Genomic DNA, 17,705 nt, shown 5'->3' on the forward strand with positions numbered 1-17,705 from the left:
GACTAGGAGCTTGCGTTGTTTTGCTATATAATCGTTACTAAAATGAGTTGTTAGACGAAAAGGTGAATGGAATATGAAAAGAATAATTGTAAAAATAGGTTCAAGCATGCTTTCGGAATCTGGCGGGGGAATGAGTGAATCCAAAATCCGCCAGCATACGGATCAAATAGCTGCACTAATCAAAGAAGGGCATGAAGTGATACTTGTATCATCCGGTGCTGTAGCAGCTGGATTCCGTCAGCTGGGATACCCGTCAAGACCAGTGACAATTGAAGGAAAACAAGCTGCAGCAGCGATTGGACAAGGTCTGCTCGTTCAAGCTTATACAGAGGCTTTCGGCAGACATGATATGAAATGTGCGCAACTGCTTTTAACACGCGATGTTTTCACAAATTCCGATCAATATCATAACAGCTACAATACACTGCAGGAGCTGCTGAAGCGTAATATCATTCCGATCATCAATGAAAATGACTCAGTCTCTATCCGAGAACTGACATTTGGTGATAATGATATGCTGTCTGCTTATGTTAGCGGGCTCGTGAAAGCTGATTTATTGATACTAATAACGGATGTAGACGGTATTTACGATAAGAATCCCAATACCTATCCTGATGCGAAGCGATATCAGCAATTAGAAGCCATTCCTCCGGAAATGCAGGCATCCATTGAACAGACATCCGGATCCAATGTCGGTACGGGAGGCATGTATTCGAAGGTGCTGGCTGCTCAGACTGCGCTTGAACTAGGAGTGCCGGTATTTATCGGTACAACGAATGAGCAATCGACGCTGCTGGAGATTTCCCAAGGCAATGGAGCAGGTACGTATATAGGAGACGAAGCAACAGAGGTGCAGCGCAAAACGAAGCAATGGCTCACGCATCATGCCAGAGCGACAGGCAGCCTTACGATCGATACAGGTGCAGCTACAGCTTTGCTAGAGCATGGGAAAAGTCTGCTGCCGATCGGAATCACGGAAATACAGGGAACTTTTACCTCGTCTGCTGTTGTTGAAATCAAGACAACCGTTGGAGATACAATTGCCCGTGGAATTAGTGATATCTCATCTGCAGATCTACGCGAAATGCTAACAAACCGCGAGACTGATCCATCTTCTGTTTGGCATAAAGCCGTTGTCCATCGAAATTATATTGTATTCCTTTGAAAAAGCCGCCAAGCCTGTCAGCTAGGCGGCTTCGGTGTATAATGAGAACCAGAAAGGAGTTGCACTGATGAAAGTAATCATGCTCGTCCAAACGATGTATAAAAATAAACTGCTTCGCGAAGGCGGTACATATGAGATCCCGGAGGAAACAGCAGCTCGCTGGATCAGAAGTAAAATCGCAAAAGCAGCAGAGTAAGGAGTGATCATATGGATTTAGGATTAAAGGGCAAGACAGCATTGGTCGTTGCAGCCAGCAAAGGACTGGGTAAGGCGACAGCCTTGCAGTTAGCCAAAGAAGGCGCTTGCGTTCACATAGTCAGCCGTGATGAGCAAGCACTGATACAGACACGTGATGAAATAATAAATGAATCCGGAAATGATCTTATTGCATATTCAGTTTGTGATATTACCGATGTACAAGCGATTACCCGAGCAGTCGAGACAGCTAAGCAGCATACCGGATCAGTTGATATCCTTGTTAATAATGCTGGTGGACCACCGGCCGGTAAACTTATGGATTTTGCCGATGAAGATTGGCAGCAAGCTTTCGAGCTGAATTTATTAAGTTTCGTCTGTTTCATCCGGGCAGCTGTTCCGATCATGAAGGCAAATGGAGGGGGCCATATTCTTAATATCGCTTCATCTTCCATTAAGCAATCAATCGATAACTTGCTGTTATCCAATACATTCCGTGCTGGAATTGTCGGATTGGCAAAATCTCTTTCGCAGGAACTGGCACCACACAATATATTGATCAACACGCTTGGTCCTGGAAAAATACATACTGACCGGGTCGATCAGCTGGATCAGAAGACCGCTGATCAGCTAGGCAAAAGCTTGGAGGACGTGCAGCAGCAGAGCCAAGCATCTATCCCGATGGGCAGATACGGTATGCCTGAAGAATTTGCTAAGATGGCTGCTTTCCTTTGTTCTTCTGCCAATTCGTATATTACTGGTCAAGCTTTCGTCGTGGATGGCGGAATGGTCAAAAGTATTAGTTAAGACTTCGCTTTGATTCGGTAATGACTTAAAGCAAGCAGCGGAAAGATATGCGAATAGCTTTCATAACGGATATAAAATTGGCCAGGAAGGCCAATGCCAGTAGGATAGTCAATCGAGGTTTGCAGCAGAGGCTCTGACAGCAAAAAGCTGATGCCTTGCTGTACCTCCTTGCTATCCTGTTCGCCGCTGGCAATAAGGGCATCAACAGCCCAGGCGGTCTGAACGACTGTACTGATCGGTAAATCTACGTACGTTCCTACTTCTGCACTTCGGCACGATTCTCCCCAGCCACCATCATCATGCTGGACAGCTTTCAGCCAATTTACCGCACGCTTGACATGTTTTTCTGTCGGATTTACACCAACTGCTGCAAGGCCTGTCAAAGCAGCCCATGTCCCATATAAATAACAAACTCCCCATCTCCCGTACCATGATCCATTTAACTGCTGATGCTTATAAAGCCAACGGACAGCCTTTTTTATACTGTAATGGTCCTTTTTCAAACTAGCATACGTTCCGAGGAATTCCATAACCCTGCCAGTTAAGTCTGCAGTTGAAGGATCAATCGCTGCATCTTCTGCATTTTCAATCGGAAGCTTTCCTAATACCCACCAGTCCGTATCTTTTTCGAATGCTGCCCATCCGCCGTCTTTATTTTGCATCGCTAGTAAATAATCTGATCCTTTTTTCCAAGCACGCTTAACAGTAAGATCATGACGAGCCTGTCTTGTGAGGGCTCGAAGTGCGGCAGCTGTGTCGTCATTATCTGGATGATTGGTGTTAGTATCAGAAAACCCCCAGCCGCCAGGCTCTAAGCTAGATTGATGGATTTGCCAATCTGCTTTTTGAACATGCTGTCGCTGCAGCAGATAATGATTGGCTGATTGAATCATATTTTGTTTGACAGGGGCACCTGCCTGCTGAAGTGCATAACTGAGCAATGCTGTGTCCCATACAGTTGATGTGGAATTTTCGACATGAATGCCGTTGCAGTTTTCATTGACAAGACCATGTATACCTTTTAATGCCCGCTGTATTTTTGGATTGTTTTCTTCATACCCGAGTGCCATGTAGGCGTAAATCATGAAGAAAGTGGCACTTGCATAGCTGTAGAGTGTGCCATCAGATTCAGTTCGTTCCTGCATATATTGTTCTGCATATTTATAGCCAGCACGGTGCAGACGGGCTGGCAGGCGAGCCAGACGACTCCATTCATTCGTGATGGTACGAAAAGGAGAGCGAGCATCCGTTAAATCATCCCATTCATCCTCAAACAATAAATGCTCTAGCTGCACGCTGTGCATGCTGATTCGTTTGAATTTTTTATTCAGCAATAGCAGCATCGGGACAAAATGGATTCTGGCATAGGAACTGAATTGAAAGAAATTTATTGGGAAAGTTGTCGGAACAAGCAGCGCGGTCATCGGGAACTTCAAAAAGTGAGGCCAAGGTATCATACCGTGGACTGCCAGCATGAAGCGTATCATAAAGTGTGCTTTGTTGATGCCGCCGTTAGTGCTGATATAGCGTTCTGCAGCCCGTAGCTCTTTAGCAGAGACTCCTGAAAAACGAAGTGCAGCATATGCCAAGACAGTCGCTGATAAGTTGCCGTTTCTTTCACCAGGGTATGCTGCCCAGCTGCCATCGTCCCGTTGCTTTTTTAATAATTGGAGTTTTAATTTCTCTACGGTATCTGTTTCCTTGCCGAAGGAAGTGAAGGTGATGATATAGAAGCAATCTGTCAAAATCGCACCCTCAAAGCACATACGCCAAGTTCCATCTTTCTGCTGCAGCTCTTCAAGCTTATTGATACGCTTCTCAATTGCCATCTTCACATCTTCCATGTTGACCTGGCTCATGATACAGCTCCTTTTCCCGAGAGTTATGGAACGGAAAATATACTGCAATATGATAAAATATGCGTAGAATAGCTTATTATGACTCGTCATCATGTCCCGTTCAGGTAGGAGGCTTATTTATGCGAGCAATTGTAGCGGCAAGTACAGGTGGTCCGGAGGTATTGGAATATAAAGATATAACAGTACCCGAACCATCAACAGGAGAAGTAAGGATAAGGGTGTTAAAAGCAAGTGTCCATTTTGCAGATATAAAAAAGCGGAAAGGCGCCAAGGGTTCTGGAATCCCGGGCATACTTGGACTCGATGCTGTCGGAATCATTGATAAGGTTGGACAAGACGTCAACGGGCTGCATATTGGAGATCGAGTTATCGCATTCGTAAAGACAGGTTCATATGCGGAGTTTGCTATAGCGAATGCGTTGCTTGTCTATCCGATTGCAGATCATGTAGATACAGCTGTCGCTGCTGCGTGTCCTGTTCCTGCTTTTCTATCTTTCATGCTGCTCGAGCGCGTTGGAAGACTTAGTAAGAGAGAAACTGTGCTTGTTCATGCAGCATCGGGAGGGACAGGCCTTACATTGATTCAGCTTGCAAGAAAGCTAGGTGCAGGCAAGATAATTGGAACCGTAAGCTCAGATCAGAAAGCAGCTATGCCTTTGGAACTTGGCGCAGACCATTGTATAACTTATGATAATCTTTCAGAATCTGTACGGAACTTGACCGATGGCGCTGGTGTTGACCTTATATTAGACTCGCTAGCCGGCTCTGTAATGGAAGAGAGTTTTACTTGTCTTGCTCCCTATGGTAGATTAGTAAACTACGGGAATGCCAGTGGTGCTGCTGGTTCTATTAAAACATCAGATGTCCACGCAAGCTGCCGATCACTACTCGGATATAGCTTGGGAACGACACGTAAAAAACGGCCAGAAGATTTGAAACGTATTGCTGATCAAGTTATCAGTTTAGTAGAGATGGGAGATATTACGTTTCCCAGCATACAAGAATTCAAGCTCGAGGATGCAAATAAGGCACATCAGCTAATGGAAAGCAGAACACATGCAGGAAAAATAATTCTGCACATCACAGATTAGAAAGAAACAACGGGGGAAATTGAGAAATGAAGTTGGTATCATGGAATGTTAATGGAATCAGAGCCTGTGTAAAGAAAGGCTTTCTAAACTACTTTGAGGAACAAGATGCAGATTTCTTCTGCTTGCAGGAAACGAAGCTCCAGGAGGGCCAAATTGAATTAGATCTGCCTGGATATTACCAGTATTGGAATTACGCTGAACGTAAAGGGTACTCAGGTACTGCAGTGTTCACGAAGCATAAACCGCTTCATGTCACATACGGACTAGATGAAGGTGTTATTGAGCCTGAAGGCAGAATCATCACGTTAGAATATGACCAATTCTTTTTAGTTACGGTATACACCCCAAATTCTAAACGGGATTTAGCACGTTTAGCTGAGCGCTTAGAATGGGAAGATAAGATCCTCTCATACGTACAGGAACTAGATAATAGGAAACCTGTTATCTTATGCGGCGATTTAAATGTCGCCCATCAGGAAATCGATTTGAAAAATCATAAAACAAATCACGGTAATTCCGGATTTACGAAAGAAGAACGGGAAAAGATGACTGCTTTCCTTGCTTCTGGTTTCGTAGATAGTTTCAGGTACCTTTATCCGGATCGTGACGACGCCTACAGCTGGTGGTCATATATGAATAAAGTAAGAGAACGGAACATCGGCTGGCGTATCGATTATTTCATCGTCTCCGAACGTTGGAAAAACAAAATACAAGAAGCGGAAATACATGCAGATACAATGGGTAGCGACCATTGTCCGGTATGCTTATATATCAAGGACGAAGACACCATTTAATGGTGTCTTTTCTTTATGCCTAAAACAATATTTTAAATAATCTGATAGTTTGTTACACTAAGGAAGAATACATACATATACATTATAACGTGCAGGTTAAGTTGGATATGCAAAAGGAGGAGTTGCTGATGCTTCGCAAAGTGATGTGGATTTTAGCCGCAGGACTGCTGCTTTTCGCTTGTATGGTCCCTCATACACATGTCCACGTAGCCGGAAAAGAGGATAGGATGATAGATAGGTTAACAGAATATCTGGCTAATGAAGAACAGTTGCAAGGAGCAGCCTTTGCAATTCACATTATGGAAGAACAATCAGGAAAGACGATGTTTGAAAAAAATGCTGATCAGCGTATGCGTCCTGCATCCAATATGAAGCTCCTGACTGCTGCAGCGGTGCTGGACGAAATGGGACAAGAGCATCGCTTCGAAACGATAATTGCAACAGATGGGCTAGTAAAAAACGGACAACTCAATGGGAACTTATATTTGATCGGTAAAGGAGATCCTTCTCTTACATATGAAGATATAGAGCGGCTGGCAAGTCAGCTGCATGAACTAGGAATACGGAAAATTAACGGCAATATTATCGCAGATGATACGTATTTTGATCAGGAACGCTACAGTGAGGATACAACATGGAAAGACGAATCAGCTTATTATGGAGCTGCCATCAGTGCCCTGACAGTAGCGCCTGACAATGATTATGATACGGGGACAGTTAAGGTCATGGTGAAGGCAAGTTCCTCATCGGGTAAACCGGAGGTAAGGGTGGTTCCTGAAACGGATTACGTTACGATTCAAAACAATGCTGTTATAGTTTCCGATATCGAAGAAGCAGAGCTGGAAGTGACTCGAGCTCATGGTAGTAATGACATTGTAGTATCGGGGTCTATTGCAACAGGAGAAAATGAGCAAGAATGGGTAGCGGTCTGGGAACCAACAGAATATGTATTACACCTTTTTCATGATTATGTGGAGGCATCCGGTATCCAGATAAAAGGCACTACCAAAACAGCCAAAGCTCCAGCGAAACGAACCGAGCTTTTGCGGAAGGAATCTGCTCCGCTCAAGGAACTGCTTATTCCTTTTATGAAATTAAGCAATAACGGGCACGCTGAGATGTTTCTGAAGCATATCGGCAGCAGCGAAAAGGCGGGGAATTGGGAAGATGGCATCAACCAGTTAGAGCACTACCTCGACGGGATGCAGCTCCCGAAGGAAAAAATGGTCATAAGAGATGGATCTGGTTTGTCACATGTGAATGGAATAACTGCCCGGCAGCTGACGACATTGCTTACACAAGTCCAACAGGAGTCTTGGTTCCATGTATTTAAAACATCCTTGCCTGTTGCAGGAAAGGCAGAACGCATGGTCGGTGGAACTCTCCGTAATCGCTTTGTCGACACGGAGCTCGCAGGAAAGATCGAAGCAAAGACTGGCACGCTTACTGGCGTTAGTTCGCTTTCAGGTTATATGAAAACAAAATCTGGTGAACGTGTTGTTTTTTCCATCCTGTTAAACGGAATGCTGGATGAAGAAGTAGGACCGGTGATTGAAGACAAGATATTGAAAATAGTATATGAAGAGTTGAAAAGTATGCATACAAATTGAGAGATATAGACAGGATATCAGCAAGCGGATAGCGAAATATTCTAAATAGGAACGGAGAAGTAAGAGAGGAAGCCTGATGTAAGCAGTCTTATCCTACTCTGGGACTAATCGTTTGAAGCTCAGTTTCTGGTTTCTGGAACTAGATATTAGGAAAGAAGGAGATAACGGTGAAACAAAGCCGCATGGAAGCAGAGTTATATTGTATCCATTGTCGCGAGGAGTCTCCATTTACGATTACGTACATCAACGATAAACTCAAAACGATTTGCTGTACGCAATGCCATCATGCTATCGATGTCAGACTTGATTTGCAAAAGGAATTCAAGGAAGAATGGCAAAATCGTATTCTCTCGAAACCTTCCCGAATGACAACAGAGTACAAAGATGACTTAAGCCAATTTCTCTTTACGCTGCCGATCCGGCTGGCGAGCAAGCCATATCGATTATATCAGGACATTAAAGAATCGCGCATTATCATGCGGGATTTCAAGGATGTCAAGCATTGGTAAAGCGCCTGGACAACTGTTCAGGCGCTTGTTTTTTGTTACTTATAGAAGCGATCAGCACTTGTAAATGATAATCCAGTAAACACAAAGCCAATTATGAAAGAACGATATAAAAGTCTTTATCGTTTAACGCCACTAATAAAGCTGCTACTTGTGAAAACAAAGACAACATCGTCCACATTACAAATACACGGTCGCGAACTGCACTTTTCATCGAAAGCCGCCCTTCCATTATCTTTTCACAGTATCATTAGGTATAGAAAAAATCGATACCCATAATTGTAAATATTATGTTACTATATCGAGGTGCGATATATAACGTGCCCCGATATAGAGGAGGATGAAGATGCTATCGAAAAAAGTGAAAGACTTGCTACCTCTGACACATACTACCTATTATATTTTGATGGTTCTCAAGCAGCCTCTGCACGGCTACGGAATCATGAAAGAAGTAGAGAGAATTAGTGAAGGGTCCGTCAAACTAGGGCCCGGAACATTGTACGGAGTACTTAGAAAACTTGAAAAACTGCAGCTGATATGCCAAGTGGACCAGCAGGATACGAAAAAGACATACCAGCTGACGGATGTCGGGGGAGGATTATTAATAGCTGAGTATGAGCGGCTAAAAAAGCTTGTTGAAATAAGTGAAAAGCAGTTAGGAGGAGAACTATGATAGAGAGAAAGAAGATAAGAAAATGGTTCTGGGCATGGGATGACCAAAAAGAAGAGGTGTGGCTCCAGCAAATGGCACAGCAAGGATGGGTACTTGAAGAATACAAATGGTTCAGGTACACCTTTAAAGCTGCAGCCCCTTCAGAATTAGTGTATCGACTGGACTATAGGATGGGCTTTCCTGACAGAAGCTACTTTGATTTATTTGAAATGGATGGGTGGAAATTTATTAGTACATTTAGTGGCTGGCATTATTTCTGTAAGGAAGACGACCGAACTGATAAACTGGAGATCTTTACAGATATGTATTCAAGGGCGGCTAAATACATACAAATATCAAACTTGATGACGTTTATTTTATTATCTCATGTACTTTCATTTTGGGTGCCGGTGATTACGAATCAGGGTAGTTTCCCTGTTTGGATAGAAGCGTCAATCGCTCCTGTATCTCTTTTGTATATATACGCTATTTATAAACTGAGAAGAAAAGCAAAGCAGCTAAAAGAGATTATAGTATAGAAATAGAGGTTATTCTGCTCGAGCGGAATAACCTCTATTGTTTTGGATAGAAATTGAAAAAAAATAAGAAATGCGCCGGAGCGGCGACCTCTGCCACAAGAGGGAAAATCAAAAAGGAAAAGGGAACTTTGAAACAAAACCGCGAATTAACATCAATTCAGTCTAAAATTGAAACGAATTGATGCAATTGAAACAAATTAAATCTTTTCTTTGATTTCTATCCATTTGACATCAGGGGAAGAGTACGTCATAATATATTTATCTCGAATTCGAGGTAATTCCATCATCAGGCTGGAGTGATAAAAATGAATCATTTAAAAGGTATTCACCATGTAACGGCAATTACGAGCAGTGCAGAAAAAAACTATGAATTCTTTACGTATGTACTTGGCATGCGTCTTGTTAAGAAAACAGTGAACCAGGATGATATCCAAACATATCATCTGTTTTTCGCGGATGACAAAGGCAGCGCGGGAACAGATATGACTTTCTTCGATTTCCCTGGCATTCCGAAGGGTACACACGGCACAAATGAAATCTATAAAACTTCATTCCGAGTGCCATCCGACGCAGCTCTAGATTATTGGGTAAAACGATTTGATCGTTTAGAAGTTAAGCATCACGGTATCAAAGAGCAATTCGGCATCCAGACATTATCCTTCGAGGATTTTGACGAACAACAATATCAGTTGATCAGTGACGAAAAAGATAAAGGTGTGGCTTCAGGAACACCTTGGCAAGACGGTCCTGTACCTTTAGAGTTTGCTATCACAGGTCTTGGTCCGATTTTTGTCCGGACAGCACATATTGATTATTTTAAGGAAATGCTTGAAAAAGTACTTGTTTTCCGCCCTGTTGCTCAGGAAGGATCCTACTATTTGTATGAAGTAGGCGAAGGAGGGAATGGTGCTAGCATTGTTCTTGAGCACAATACAATTCTGCCAGACGGAAGACAAGGATTCGGTACTGTACACCATGCTGCTTTCCGTGTCGAGGATCGAGCAGTATTAGAGGAATGGATTGAACGGATGCACAGCTTCCAATTCCAAACTTCCGGATATGTGGATCGACACTTCTTCGAATCCCTATATTCCCGGGTAGCACCAGGGATCTTATTCGAATTTGCGACTGACGGTCCTGGCTTCATGGGAGATGAACCTTATGAGACGCTTGGAGAAAAACTTTCCTTGCCGCCGTTTTTGGAGCCAAAGCGCGAACAAATCGAAAAACTTGTCCGTCCGATCGATACTGTACGCAGCACAAAGCAACTCGAAAAAGAATGATAAACTGACATCTGCTTATGGCAGATGTCTTTTTTTTAGCAGTTTTCGTCATGGAAGCGTATAATAAAGATGTAGCATTCATCCCATACAGAAGGAAGGCTTTTTTATGAAAGCAAAAGACTTCATGATAACAGATGTAATAGCAGCGAGCGAACAAGATACGGTCAAGCAGGTTTTGGAGACGTTTGTTGATCGGCGGATCAGCGGAATGCCGATACTGGATAAGGACCGACGTATTGTAGGCGTCGTCAGTGACGGAGATATTCTGCGAGGGATTCAGCCGAAGGATACAGTCGTCTTCAACTATTTGCTTACTGTAAGCTTTAAAGCAGAGAAGATAGACAAAATCGTTGATGAACTAAAAGATCATCCTATATTGAATCTTGCTAAAAAACGAGGAATCGTCACAGTCCATGAAGAGGACGAAATGGAAGAAGTGGTGAACATTTTGGCAAAACATCGCTTCAAAAAAATACCTGTCCTGAATGATCAAAAGCAGGTGGTTGGGGTTATCAGCCGCGGGGATGTCCTCCGTACAATTCATTCCAATCTATTGAATGCACTTTAATAATACTGCACTGACTCTTATGAAAGAGTCAGTGCTTTTTTATGTTAAAATAGAAGTTATGAGTTTGATAGATTAAAGGAGTTTTATCTATATATGAGTATGACAGTCATATTGGCGGAGAAGCCTTCCGTTGCGAAGAATATCGCCGATGCATTGAAAATAAAAACAAAACAGGACGGGTTTTATGAGGGTCCTGATTATATCATTACTTGGGCATTCGGACATCTGCTGCAGTTGTTTGATGCGAAAGACTACGATACTGCTATGGCAAGATGGAAGCTGGATAATTTCCCGTTCGTACCGGATGCTTTCCAATACAAAATTAAATCGAGCCCTCGCAATCGTGATGCAGCCGATCCTGGTGCAAAGAAGCAGATTGCAATTGTAAAGCGACTCATGCAAAGAAGAGATGTCGGAAGAATCGTGTCTGCATGTGACTACGACAGGGAAGGGCAGCTGATCGGAGACAGCATCATCAACTACATCAAGCCGGACAAGCCAGTTTACCGGCTGTTGTTGAATGAATGGACTGAGCAGGAAGTGCTTCGCGGTCTTCAATCACTGCGGCCGAACACAGAGTTAAGGCCTCTTTATGATGCCGGAATCGGCCGTCAGTGGGCGGATTGGGTTATCGGAATCAATCTTACCTCGGTAGCGACACTTCGTTATCAGAGCGGTCGCGGACAAGTTCTCAATATCGGCCGGGTACTTTTGCCGACACTTAAGATCATTTATGATCGTGATGAGGAAATCCGACAGTTCAAGCCGGAACCATATTTCAAACTACTTGCAACCTTCCGTACGCCTGAAAAGAAATTCTATGAAGGTGTCTATAAGGAAGGAAAAACGGATAAATTCAAGGAAAGAGATCCACTTCAGGATATTCTCCAGCAAATCCAAGGCAAACAAGGCCAGATCAAGGATAAACAGACGGAAGAGAAAAAAGAATTCTGTCCGCCGCTATTCAACCTTTCCGGTTTGCAAGGGTATATGACTGCTAGATACAGCGGATGGACATCCGATAAAGTTTTAAAAGTGGCGCAAACACTTTATGAGAAGAAGTACATTACCTACCCAAGAACATCCAGTACAGCATTGGAAGAAAGCCTTGTATCTAAAGCGGCTGGTGTATTGAAAAAAGTAGCAGCAGGATTGCCTTATGAATCAGAGATTAAATTCAGCCGATCAAAACGGGTGTTTAATAACAGCAAGGTATCTAGCCATAGTGCGATCATACCGACTTATGTTCTGCCTAAAAGGCTTGCGCCTGATCAAGAGCTTGTATACACTGCAATCAAAAACCGTTTTATCATGCAATTCATGCCTGTCGCAGTGTATGAAGAGACAACTTTAGAAACTGTTATTCCTGATATCTCATTATCTGGCAGCTTTATCTCAAAAGGCCGTATTCAGCTTGTTGATGGCTGGAAGAAAGTCGAGAAGCAGCAGACGAAGGAAACATTGCTGCCAGAGGTACAGGAAGACATGATTGTGGATACATGGGAAACAAGCGTTACTTCTCATATGACACAGCCACCAAAGCCACATACGGAAAGAACGTTATTACGAGTTATGGAAACATGCGGTAAAGGCAAACAGGATGAAGAGGATGTCGTCGAAGTGCTGCGTGGTTTCAGCATCGGGACAGCAGCAACAAGGGCAGAAACGATCAAGAAACTAAAAGATATCCATTATATCAGTAATAAAGGAAAAGAACTGCACGTAACGGAGACCGGTAAGAAACTAGTCGAAACGTTCCCGGTTAAGCCATTATTCGATTTGAACTTTACAGGACGGCTTGAGAAGACACTTGCTGATATCGAGGATGCGAAAGTTGGGCGAGAAGATTTTCTTGAGATGATTTTTTCCTTTACGAAGGATGCAGTGCAGACCATGAAACAAGACGAAGCTGCACCCATTCGAACTATCGAAAAGCAAACAATCACCCATGAAGTGCTGGGCAAGTGTCCGGCATGTGGAGGAGAAGTCGTAGAAGGTTATAAAGGCTTTGGCTGTAAAAACTATAAGAAAACATGCAGCTATATCATTTGGAAGAACGATAAATTCCTAGCAGCAGTGCGGAAGAAACCAACGAAGACGATGGTGAAAGCTCTGCTGAAAAGCGGAACGGCTCATGTGAAAGGAATGACGAGCAAACGAGGTAAGAAATTCTCGGCTTATCTTTCCTATGAAAAGAATGAAGACAATGATTACTACAGCTGGAAGATGGAATTTGAGAAGAAATGATGAGAGCGATGTGTGGATTCCACACATCGCTCTATTTTTTACGTCAGATCTCGACCATTATTAACAAATTGGGAGGGAAACGTTAAATTAGCACTTATTTAAAGGAATCATGAGCTTATTACTAGAATAAACATATGTAAGTAAACAAATGAAGCAATTATAAATTGCAGGCTATCTTCAAAAAACACAAAAGAAATGGGTGTGAAAATGGCTAGGAAGAAAAAGGACAGGATATTTAGAGTTGGCGTGATAAATAGTGAAAAGGAACCTAAAGTAAAGGAAATAACGAAGGAGTTGGAAGGGATTTTTAATAATTTCGAGGATTCGATATTAAATTCTTTCGACACAACCGAAAAAGAAAATAATAAAAAGAAATAAACAACATCTTTCTCTAAAATCCAAAAAGATGTTGTTTTTTTATATATCTTATTAAGTTTTATCTGAATAAAATTTGTCAAAATTAGAAGCTCTGTAGAAACCACACATCTCTCTTTTAGAATTCTTCGTAAACTGCCGGGTCCTGATCGGCAATACGTCCGTCTGAAACGGTCAAGCTGTTGATTTTCTCCATATCTACATGATTCAGTTCAAAATCAAAGATAGCGAGATTTTCTACCTGGCGGCTCGGAGTAGCGGATTTAGGTATGGCAATGCTCCCGAGCTGATAGTGCCAGCGCAGTACAATTTGAGAGACAGTTCTGCCATGACTCTCGGCAATTTCAGCAAGCAATGGATGCTCCAGCAGATTCGTTTTTCTGCCAAGAGGACTCCATGACTCTGTTACAATCCCATTTTCTTCATGATACTGTCTTAGTTTTTCTTGGTTAAAGAAAGGATGCAGTTCGATCTGATTGATGACAGGCAGTTCACCTGTTTCTGCCTTCAGTCTCTCTAAATGCTCTGGCAGGAAGTTGCAAACACCGATAGAACGGATCAAGCCCCATTTACGAGCATCAAGCAATGCCTGCCATGCTTCTACATACTGATCTTGTTTCGGGTTCGGCCAATGAATCAAATATAAGTCATAATAATCTAGACCAGCGCGGTAAAGTGATTCCTGTATCGTCGTAATTGCATTTTCATGCTGATGATATCTGCCTGGAAGCTTGGAAGTGACCAAAATCTCCTCACGCGAAATACCATGTTGTTTAATGGCCTGTCCGACAGTTGCTTCATTTTCATAATTATAAGCTGTGTCTAATAGACGATAGCCTGCATCGATAGCGCTGCGGATAGCCTGAACACCTTGACTGCCTTTCAAACTGTATGTACCGAAGCCTACAGCAGGAAGAATCGTTCCGTCGTGCAGTTTTTTGGTAGGGATATCGTTATACATTATAATTTCTCCTTTCCAATTTTAGTTCCAGCGTAGCATAAGAGATTGTCCTAAGTGAACAATCTTATAGACTTATCACTATATAGATTTTATTAATATCTACTATACCCTAGTTTAGTAGGGATACAGCTTCTAATTTACCCCTTGTTCGCTTATACTTAAAAACAAGGAATATAAGGAAGAACGTACCATGACAGAAGTATGAGTTCAGGGAAATGAGGAAGCGTTTTGACAACTATATCGAAGCTTGAATCAAAAGTGAAAGAATTATCAAAACTGCTAGAAGCCCTGAAGGAATTGAATGCCGCAATTGATTTGCAAGATATTTACCAGGGAATCCTCGATCAAATGGTAATGATCGCGGAAGCAAAAGAAGCAACATTATGGGTGCATGAAAAAGAGAAGAACCGGATTGTAGCAAAAGCATCCTACAGGGTTTCAGTTGATTCACTGCCTATGCCCACACTTACAATTGGAGAAGGAATCATTGGAAAAGTGATTCAGACTGGCGAGGCAGAATTGATAAAAAATGCGGAGAATGTTATCGAGTGCTCTGCAGCATATCCCAGACTTTATGCTAAATCCATCCTTACTGTGCCACTTCATGCAAAAGGGCATATCTTAGGTGCCATTCAACTCGTGAATAAAGAGAACGGAAGTCAGTTCGACAATAGAGACAGGGAGCTTGCTGTCATATTGGCGGAGCAGTCAGCCTTAGCTTTACATAACAGTCAAATGTACGATGAATTGTATAAGATGTTTGTCAGTATGATTCGTATGCTTGCAGAAGCGCTTGATGCACGTGATCCACTGACGAAGGGGCACTCAGAGAGAGTCGCTCGCTATGCCTGGCTAATCGGAAAAAGAATGAAGTTGGATGCCGAAGTATGTTTCGAATTATATCAGGCAGCAATTTTGCACGATATAGGGAAAATCGGCATCGAAGACAGGATATTGCGCAAGACGACTGGATTAAACGAAAGCGAATACGAGCTCATGAAAACGCATACTGAAATTGGTGCCCGTATCCTTTCTGCAATTCAGCCAAACCGTTTCTTTCAAAAATCAATCGATACAGCGATGCTCCACCATGAAAGGATGGATGGCAGCGGTTATCCAAAGCAGCTAAAAGGAGAAGAGATTCCGTTATTTGCCCGCATCGTCGGCGTGGCAGATGCATTTGACGCGATGACAACAGTACGCACCTATAGTGAAGGTATGTCAGTTCGGGAGGCCGCGGCTGAATTGATTCGCTGCAAAGGTAGCCTCTTTGATCCAGATATAGTTGACATCTTTATTGAAATTCTTGAAAATTGTTCTTATGATCTTCAATCATTCCCTAGAACAGATGCTGTGTAATAGCTCGATTATTCATTATTATTTTACAGAAATCATATCCAGTTAGCTCAATTAAATAGTTGAGCTACTATTTTTATTGCTTCCAGAGAATACCGCCGCATGGAAGTTGATACGATTGTCGATGAACGAACGCTGCATGAGATGATATATTATCTGCATTTGAAAAGGCTGTTTAGCTTTATCATGACAAAAAAACCGCCCGGATATGATTCCAGGCGGTTTTTCGTCCCACTATTTGTAATAAGTATCATTATCTTGCATTTGCTTTTCTTAGTTCATTTTGACTCGGTTTTGTAAATAGATAAATGACATACCCGATAACCGCTCCAATAATCGCCGGTATTAGCCATCCAAGACCAAGACTGTACATTGGTAAGTTATTAGTTAAGAATTCCTGTACTCCCGGTATAGGGAGTTTCGCAGCATTTAAGCCTTCCATCAAGCTGACGACGAAAGTGAACAGCAGACTGATCAAGTAAACGGCTCTGCTGCCACCGAAAACATCATGCAAGAAAGTGAGGAAAATCAACACTATTGCCAGTGGGTAGATAATGGTCAATACAGGTACACTGAATGCGATGATATTTGCTAGTCCAGCGTTTGAGATGACGGCGCTGAATACAGACAGTACAACTGCAATAACTGTATAAGAGACCTTAGGGAACAGACGGCTGAAATAGCTGCTGCATGCTGTTACCAGTCCGATACTTGTTGTAAGGCAAGCGCCGAGCACGATCAAACCGAGCAATACATTACCAAAAGATCCATAATAGAATTCGGAAACGTCAGCTAATACGGCACCGCCATTATCCAACAAGCCGATTCCAGCTACACTTGTTGCACCAAGATAGGATATAGAAGTGTAGATCAAAGCAAGAAGTGCGGCAGCGATGAGACCCGCCTTCCAAGTGAATCCGAGAATACTTTTACGATCAGTGATACCGATATTCTTTACTGAGTTAATGACGATGATTCCAAAGACAAAAGCTGCTAATGTATCCATCGTCAGATAACCTTCCTGGAAGCCTTTGAAGAAAGCGTTGCTATTATATGCTTCCGTTGGTTCTTGAGGACTGCCGATAGGATTGACAAGAACGGTAATAATTAATATGGCGATGAACAGCAGCAGGGCAGGCGTTAAGTATTTACCAACGATATCGACGATTTTAGCCGGCTTCAAAGAAAAGAAGCAGGTAATACCGAAGAACAAGATAGAATAGATAATCAACGGCCATGGTCCAACATCACTCGATAAGAAAGGTTGTATGCCAATTTCGTATGACACAGTTCCTGTACGCGGCATGGCGAAAAGCGGACCGATGGACAAATACAGGATGATAGTGAATGCATAGCCGAATATCGGATGAACACGACTGGCTAAGTCTTGGAGATCGTTTTTGCCTGAAATGGCGAACGCTAGAATACCGAGCAGCGGCAGACCTACACCGGTGATAATAAAGCCAAGGTTGGCAGTCAACACATTAGTACCAGATGACTGACCTAGTAAAGCAGGGAAGATTAGATTGCCTGCGCCAAAGAACAAAGCGAAGAGCATGAAACCAGTAATGATAACATAAGACATAGGAATTGATTTTTTCATGATGAATGCCTCCAAATGTGATACTTTCATTTTCATAATTGTTTGATAATTTAATAGATAAAATATTAACACTTTTTAAACTATGTAAGAGATT

At 42.5% G+C, this 17,705-nt stretch carries 17 protein-coding genes; 14 read left to right on the forward strand and 3 right to left on the reverse strand.

Features of this window, described 5'->3' with window-relative positions:
* Positions 1-73 precede the first annotated feature (73 nt).
* From proB to CHH58_RS03860, 3 genes are all read left to right on the forward strand, one after another.
* Positions 74-1,165 (forward strand): glutamate 5-kinase, encoded by a 1,092-nt coding sequence (gene proB / locus CHH58_RS03855; protein ID WP_095262048.1) that lies wholly within the window; start codon positions 74-76, stop codon positions 1,163-1,165.
* A 67-nt stretch (positions 1,166-1,232) separates the two neighbouring features.
* Complete coding sequence (locus CHH58_RS18735) at positions 1,233-1,361, forward strand: hypothetical protein (RefSeq protein ID WP_255220691.1); 129 nt, start codon at positions 1,233-1,235, stop codon at positions 1,359-1,361.
* A gap of 11 nt (positions 1,362-1,372) precedes the next feature.
* The gene (locus CHH58_RS03860; protein ID WP_095262049.1) at positions 1,373-2,167 is read left to right on the forward strand and encodes an SDR family oxidoreductase; all 795 of its coding nucleotides are present in this window, start codon (positions 1,373-1,375) and stop codon (positions 2,165-2,167) included.
* Here the strand turns inward: CHH58_RS03860 and shc are convergent.
* Complete coding sequence (gene shc / locus CHH58_RS03865) at positions 2,164-4,026, reverse strand: squalene--hopene cyclase (protein WP_095262050.1); 1,863 nt, start codon at positions 4,024-4,026, stop codon at positions 2,164-2,166. The two genes, CHH58_RS03860 and shc, sit on opposite strands and share 4 nt — an antisense overlap.
* A 119-nt stretch (positions 4,027-4,145) precedes the next feature.
* Here shc and CHH58_RS03870 point away from each other — a divergent pair, with 119 nt between their 5' ends.
* The 10 genes from CHH58_RS03870 (at position 4,146) to CHH58_RS18295 (ending at position 13,694) form a co-directional block, all read left to right on the forward strand.
* On the forward strand, positions 4,146-5,117 hold the full coding sequence (locus tag CHH58_RS03870) for a quinone oxidoreductase family protein (RefSeq protein ID WP_095262051.1): 972 nt from the start codon (positions 4,146-4,148) through the stop codon (positions 5,115-5,117).
* 26 nt (positions 5,118-5,143) lie between these two features.
* Positions 5,144-5,911 carry an exodeoxyribonuclease III gene (locus tag CHH58_RS03875; RefSeq protein ID WP_095260594.1) on the forward strand — a complete coding sequence of 256 codons (768 nt, stop codon included), beginning with the start codon at positions 5,144-5,146 and terminating at the stop codon, positions 5,909-5,911.
* Between the two features lie 128 nt (positions 5,912-6,039).
* Positions 6,040-7,521 carry a D-alanyl-D-alanine carboxypeptidase/D-alanyl-D-alanine endopeptidase gene (dacB, locus tag CHH58_RS03880; RefSeq protein ID WP_170937510.1) on the forward strand — a complete coding sequence of 494 codons (1,482 nt, stop codon included), beginning with the start codon at positions 6,040-6,042 and terminating at the stop codon, positions 7,519-7,521.
* Between the two features lie 167 nt (positions 7,522-7,688).
* Positions 7,689-8,030, forward strand: a complete 342-nt coding sequence (locus tag CHH58_RS03885; RefSeq protein ID WP_038560718.1) for a hypothetical protein — start codon at positions 7,689-7,691, stop codon at positions 8,028-8,030.
* A 343-nt stretch (positions 8,031-8,373) separates the two neighbouring features.
* Positions 8,374-8,700, forward strand: a complete 327-nt coding sequence (locus CHH58_RS03890) for a PadR family transcriptional regulator (protein ID WP_095232713.1) — start codon at positions 8,374-8,376, stop codon at positions 8,698-8,700.
* Positions 8,697-9,218: a DUF2812 domain-containing protein gene (locus CHH58_RS03895; RefSeq protein ID WP_095262053.1), complete on the forward strand. Its 522-nt coding sequence runs from the start codon at positions 8,697-8,699 to the stop codon at positions 9,216-9,218. The genes CHH58_RS03890 and CHH58_RS03895 overlap by 4 nt, the downstream gene beginning before the upstream one ends.
* A gap of 305 nt (positions 9,219-9,523) precedes the next feature.
* Entirely contained in the window at positions 9,524-10,501 is a 978-nt protein-coding gene (locus tag CHH58_RS03900; protein ID WP_095232715.1) for a ring-cleaving dioxygenase, read from the forward strand.
* Positions 10,502-10,607: 106 nt separating this feature from the next.
* Positions 10,608-11,069: a CBS domain-containing protein gene (locus CHH58_RS03905; protein WP_095232716.1), complete on the forward strand. Its 462-nt coding sequence runs from the start codon at positions 10,608-10,610 to the stop codon at positions 11,067-11,069.
* A gap of 99 nt (positions 11,070-11,168) precedes the next feature.
* Positions 11,169-13,316 carry a type IA DNA topoisomerase gene (locus CHH58_RS03910; protein ID WP_095262171.1) on the forward strand — a complete coding sequence of 716 codons (2,148 nt, stop codon included), beginning with the start codon at positions 11,169-11,171 and terminating at the stop codon, positions 13,314-13,316.
* 207 nt (positions 13,317-13,523) lie between these two features.
* Entirely contained in the window at positions 13,524-13,694 is a 171-nt protein-coding gene (locus CHH58_RS18295; protein WP_170937511.1) for a hypothetical protein, read from the forward strand.
* A gap of 115 nt (positions 13,695-13,809) precedes the next feature.
* On the opposite strand, the gene CHH58_RS03915 is transcribed toward CHH58_RS18295, so the two are convergent.
* The gene (locus CHH58_RS03915) at positions 13,810-14,652 is read right to left on the reverse strand and encodes an aldo/keto reductase (RefSeq protein WP_095262054.1); all 843 of its coding nucleotides are present in this window, start codon (positions 14,650-14,652) and stop codon (positions 13,810-13,812) included.
* 228 nt (positions 14,653-14,880) lie between these two features.
* On the opposite strand from CHH58_RS03915, the gene CHH58_RS03920 reads away from it, so the two are divergent.
* Positions 14,881-16,011, forward strand: a complete 1,131-nt coding sequence (locus CHH58_RS03920) for an HD-GYP domain-containing protein (protein ID WP_095262055.1) — start codon at positions 14,881-14,883, stop codon at positions 16,009-16,011.
* A gap of 250 nt (positions 16,012-16,261) precedes the next feature.
* On the opposite strand, the gene brnQ is transcribed toward CHH58_RS03920, so the two are convergent.
* Positions 16,262-17,611, reverse strand: a complete 1,350-nt coding sequence (gene brnQ, locus CHH58_RS03925; protein WP_095262056.1) for a branched-chain amino acid transport system II carrier protein — start codon at positions 17,609-17,611, stop codon at positions 16,262-16,264.
* Positions 17,612-17,705: the final 94 nt, after the last annotated feature.

Source organism: Terribacillus saccharophilus (assembly GCF_002272745.1).
GTDB lineage: Bacteria > Bacillota > Bacilli > Bacillales > Amphibacillaceae > Terribacillus > Terribacillus saccharophilus_B.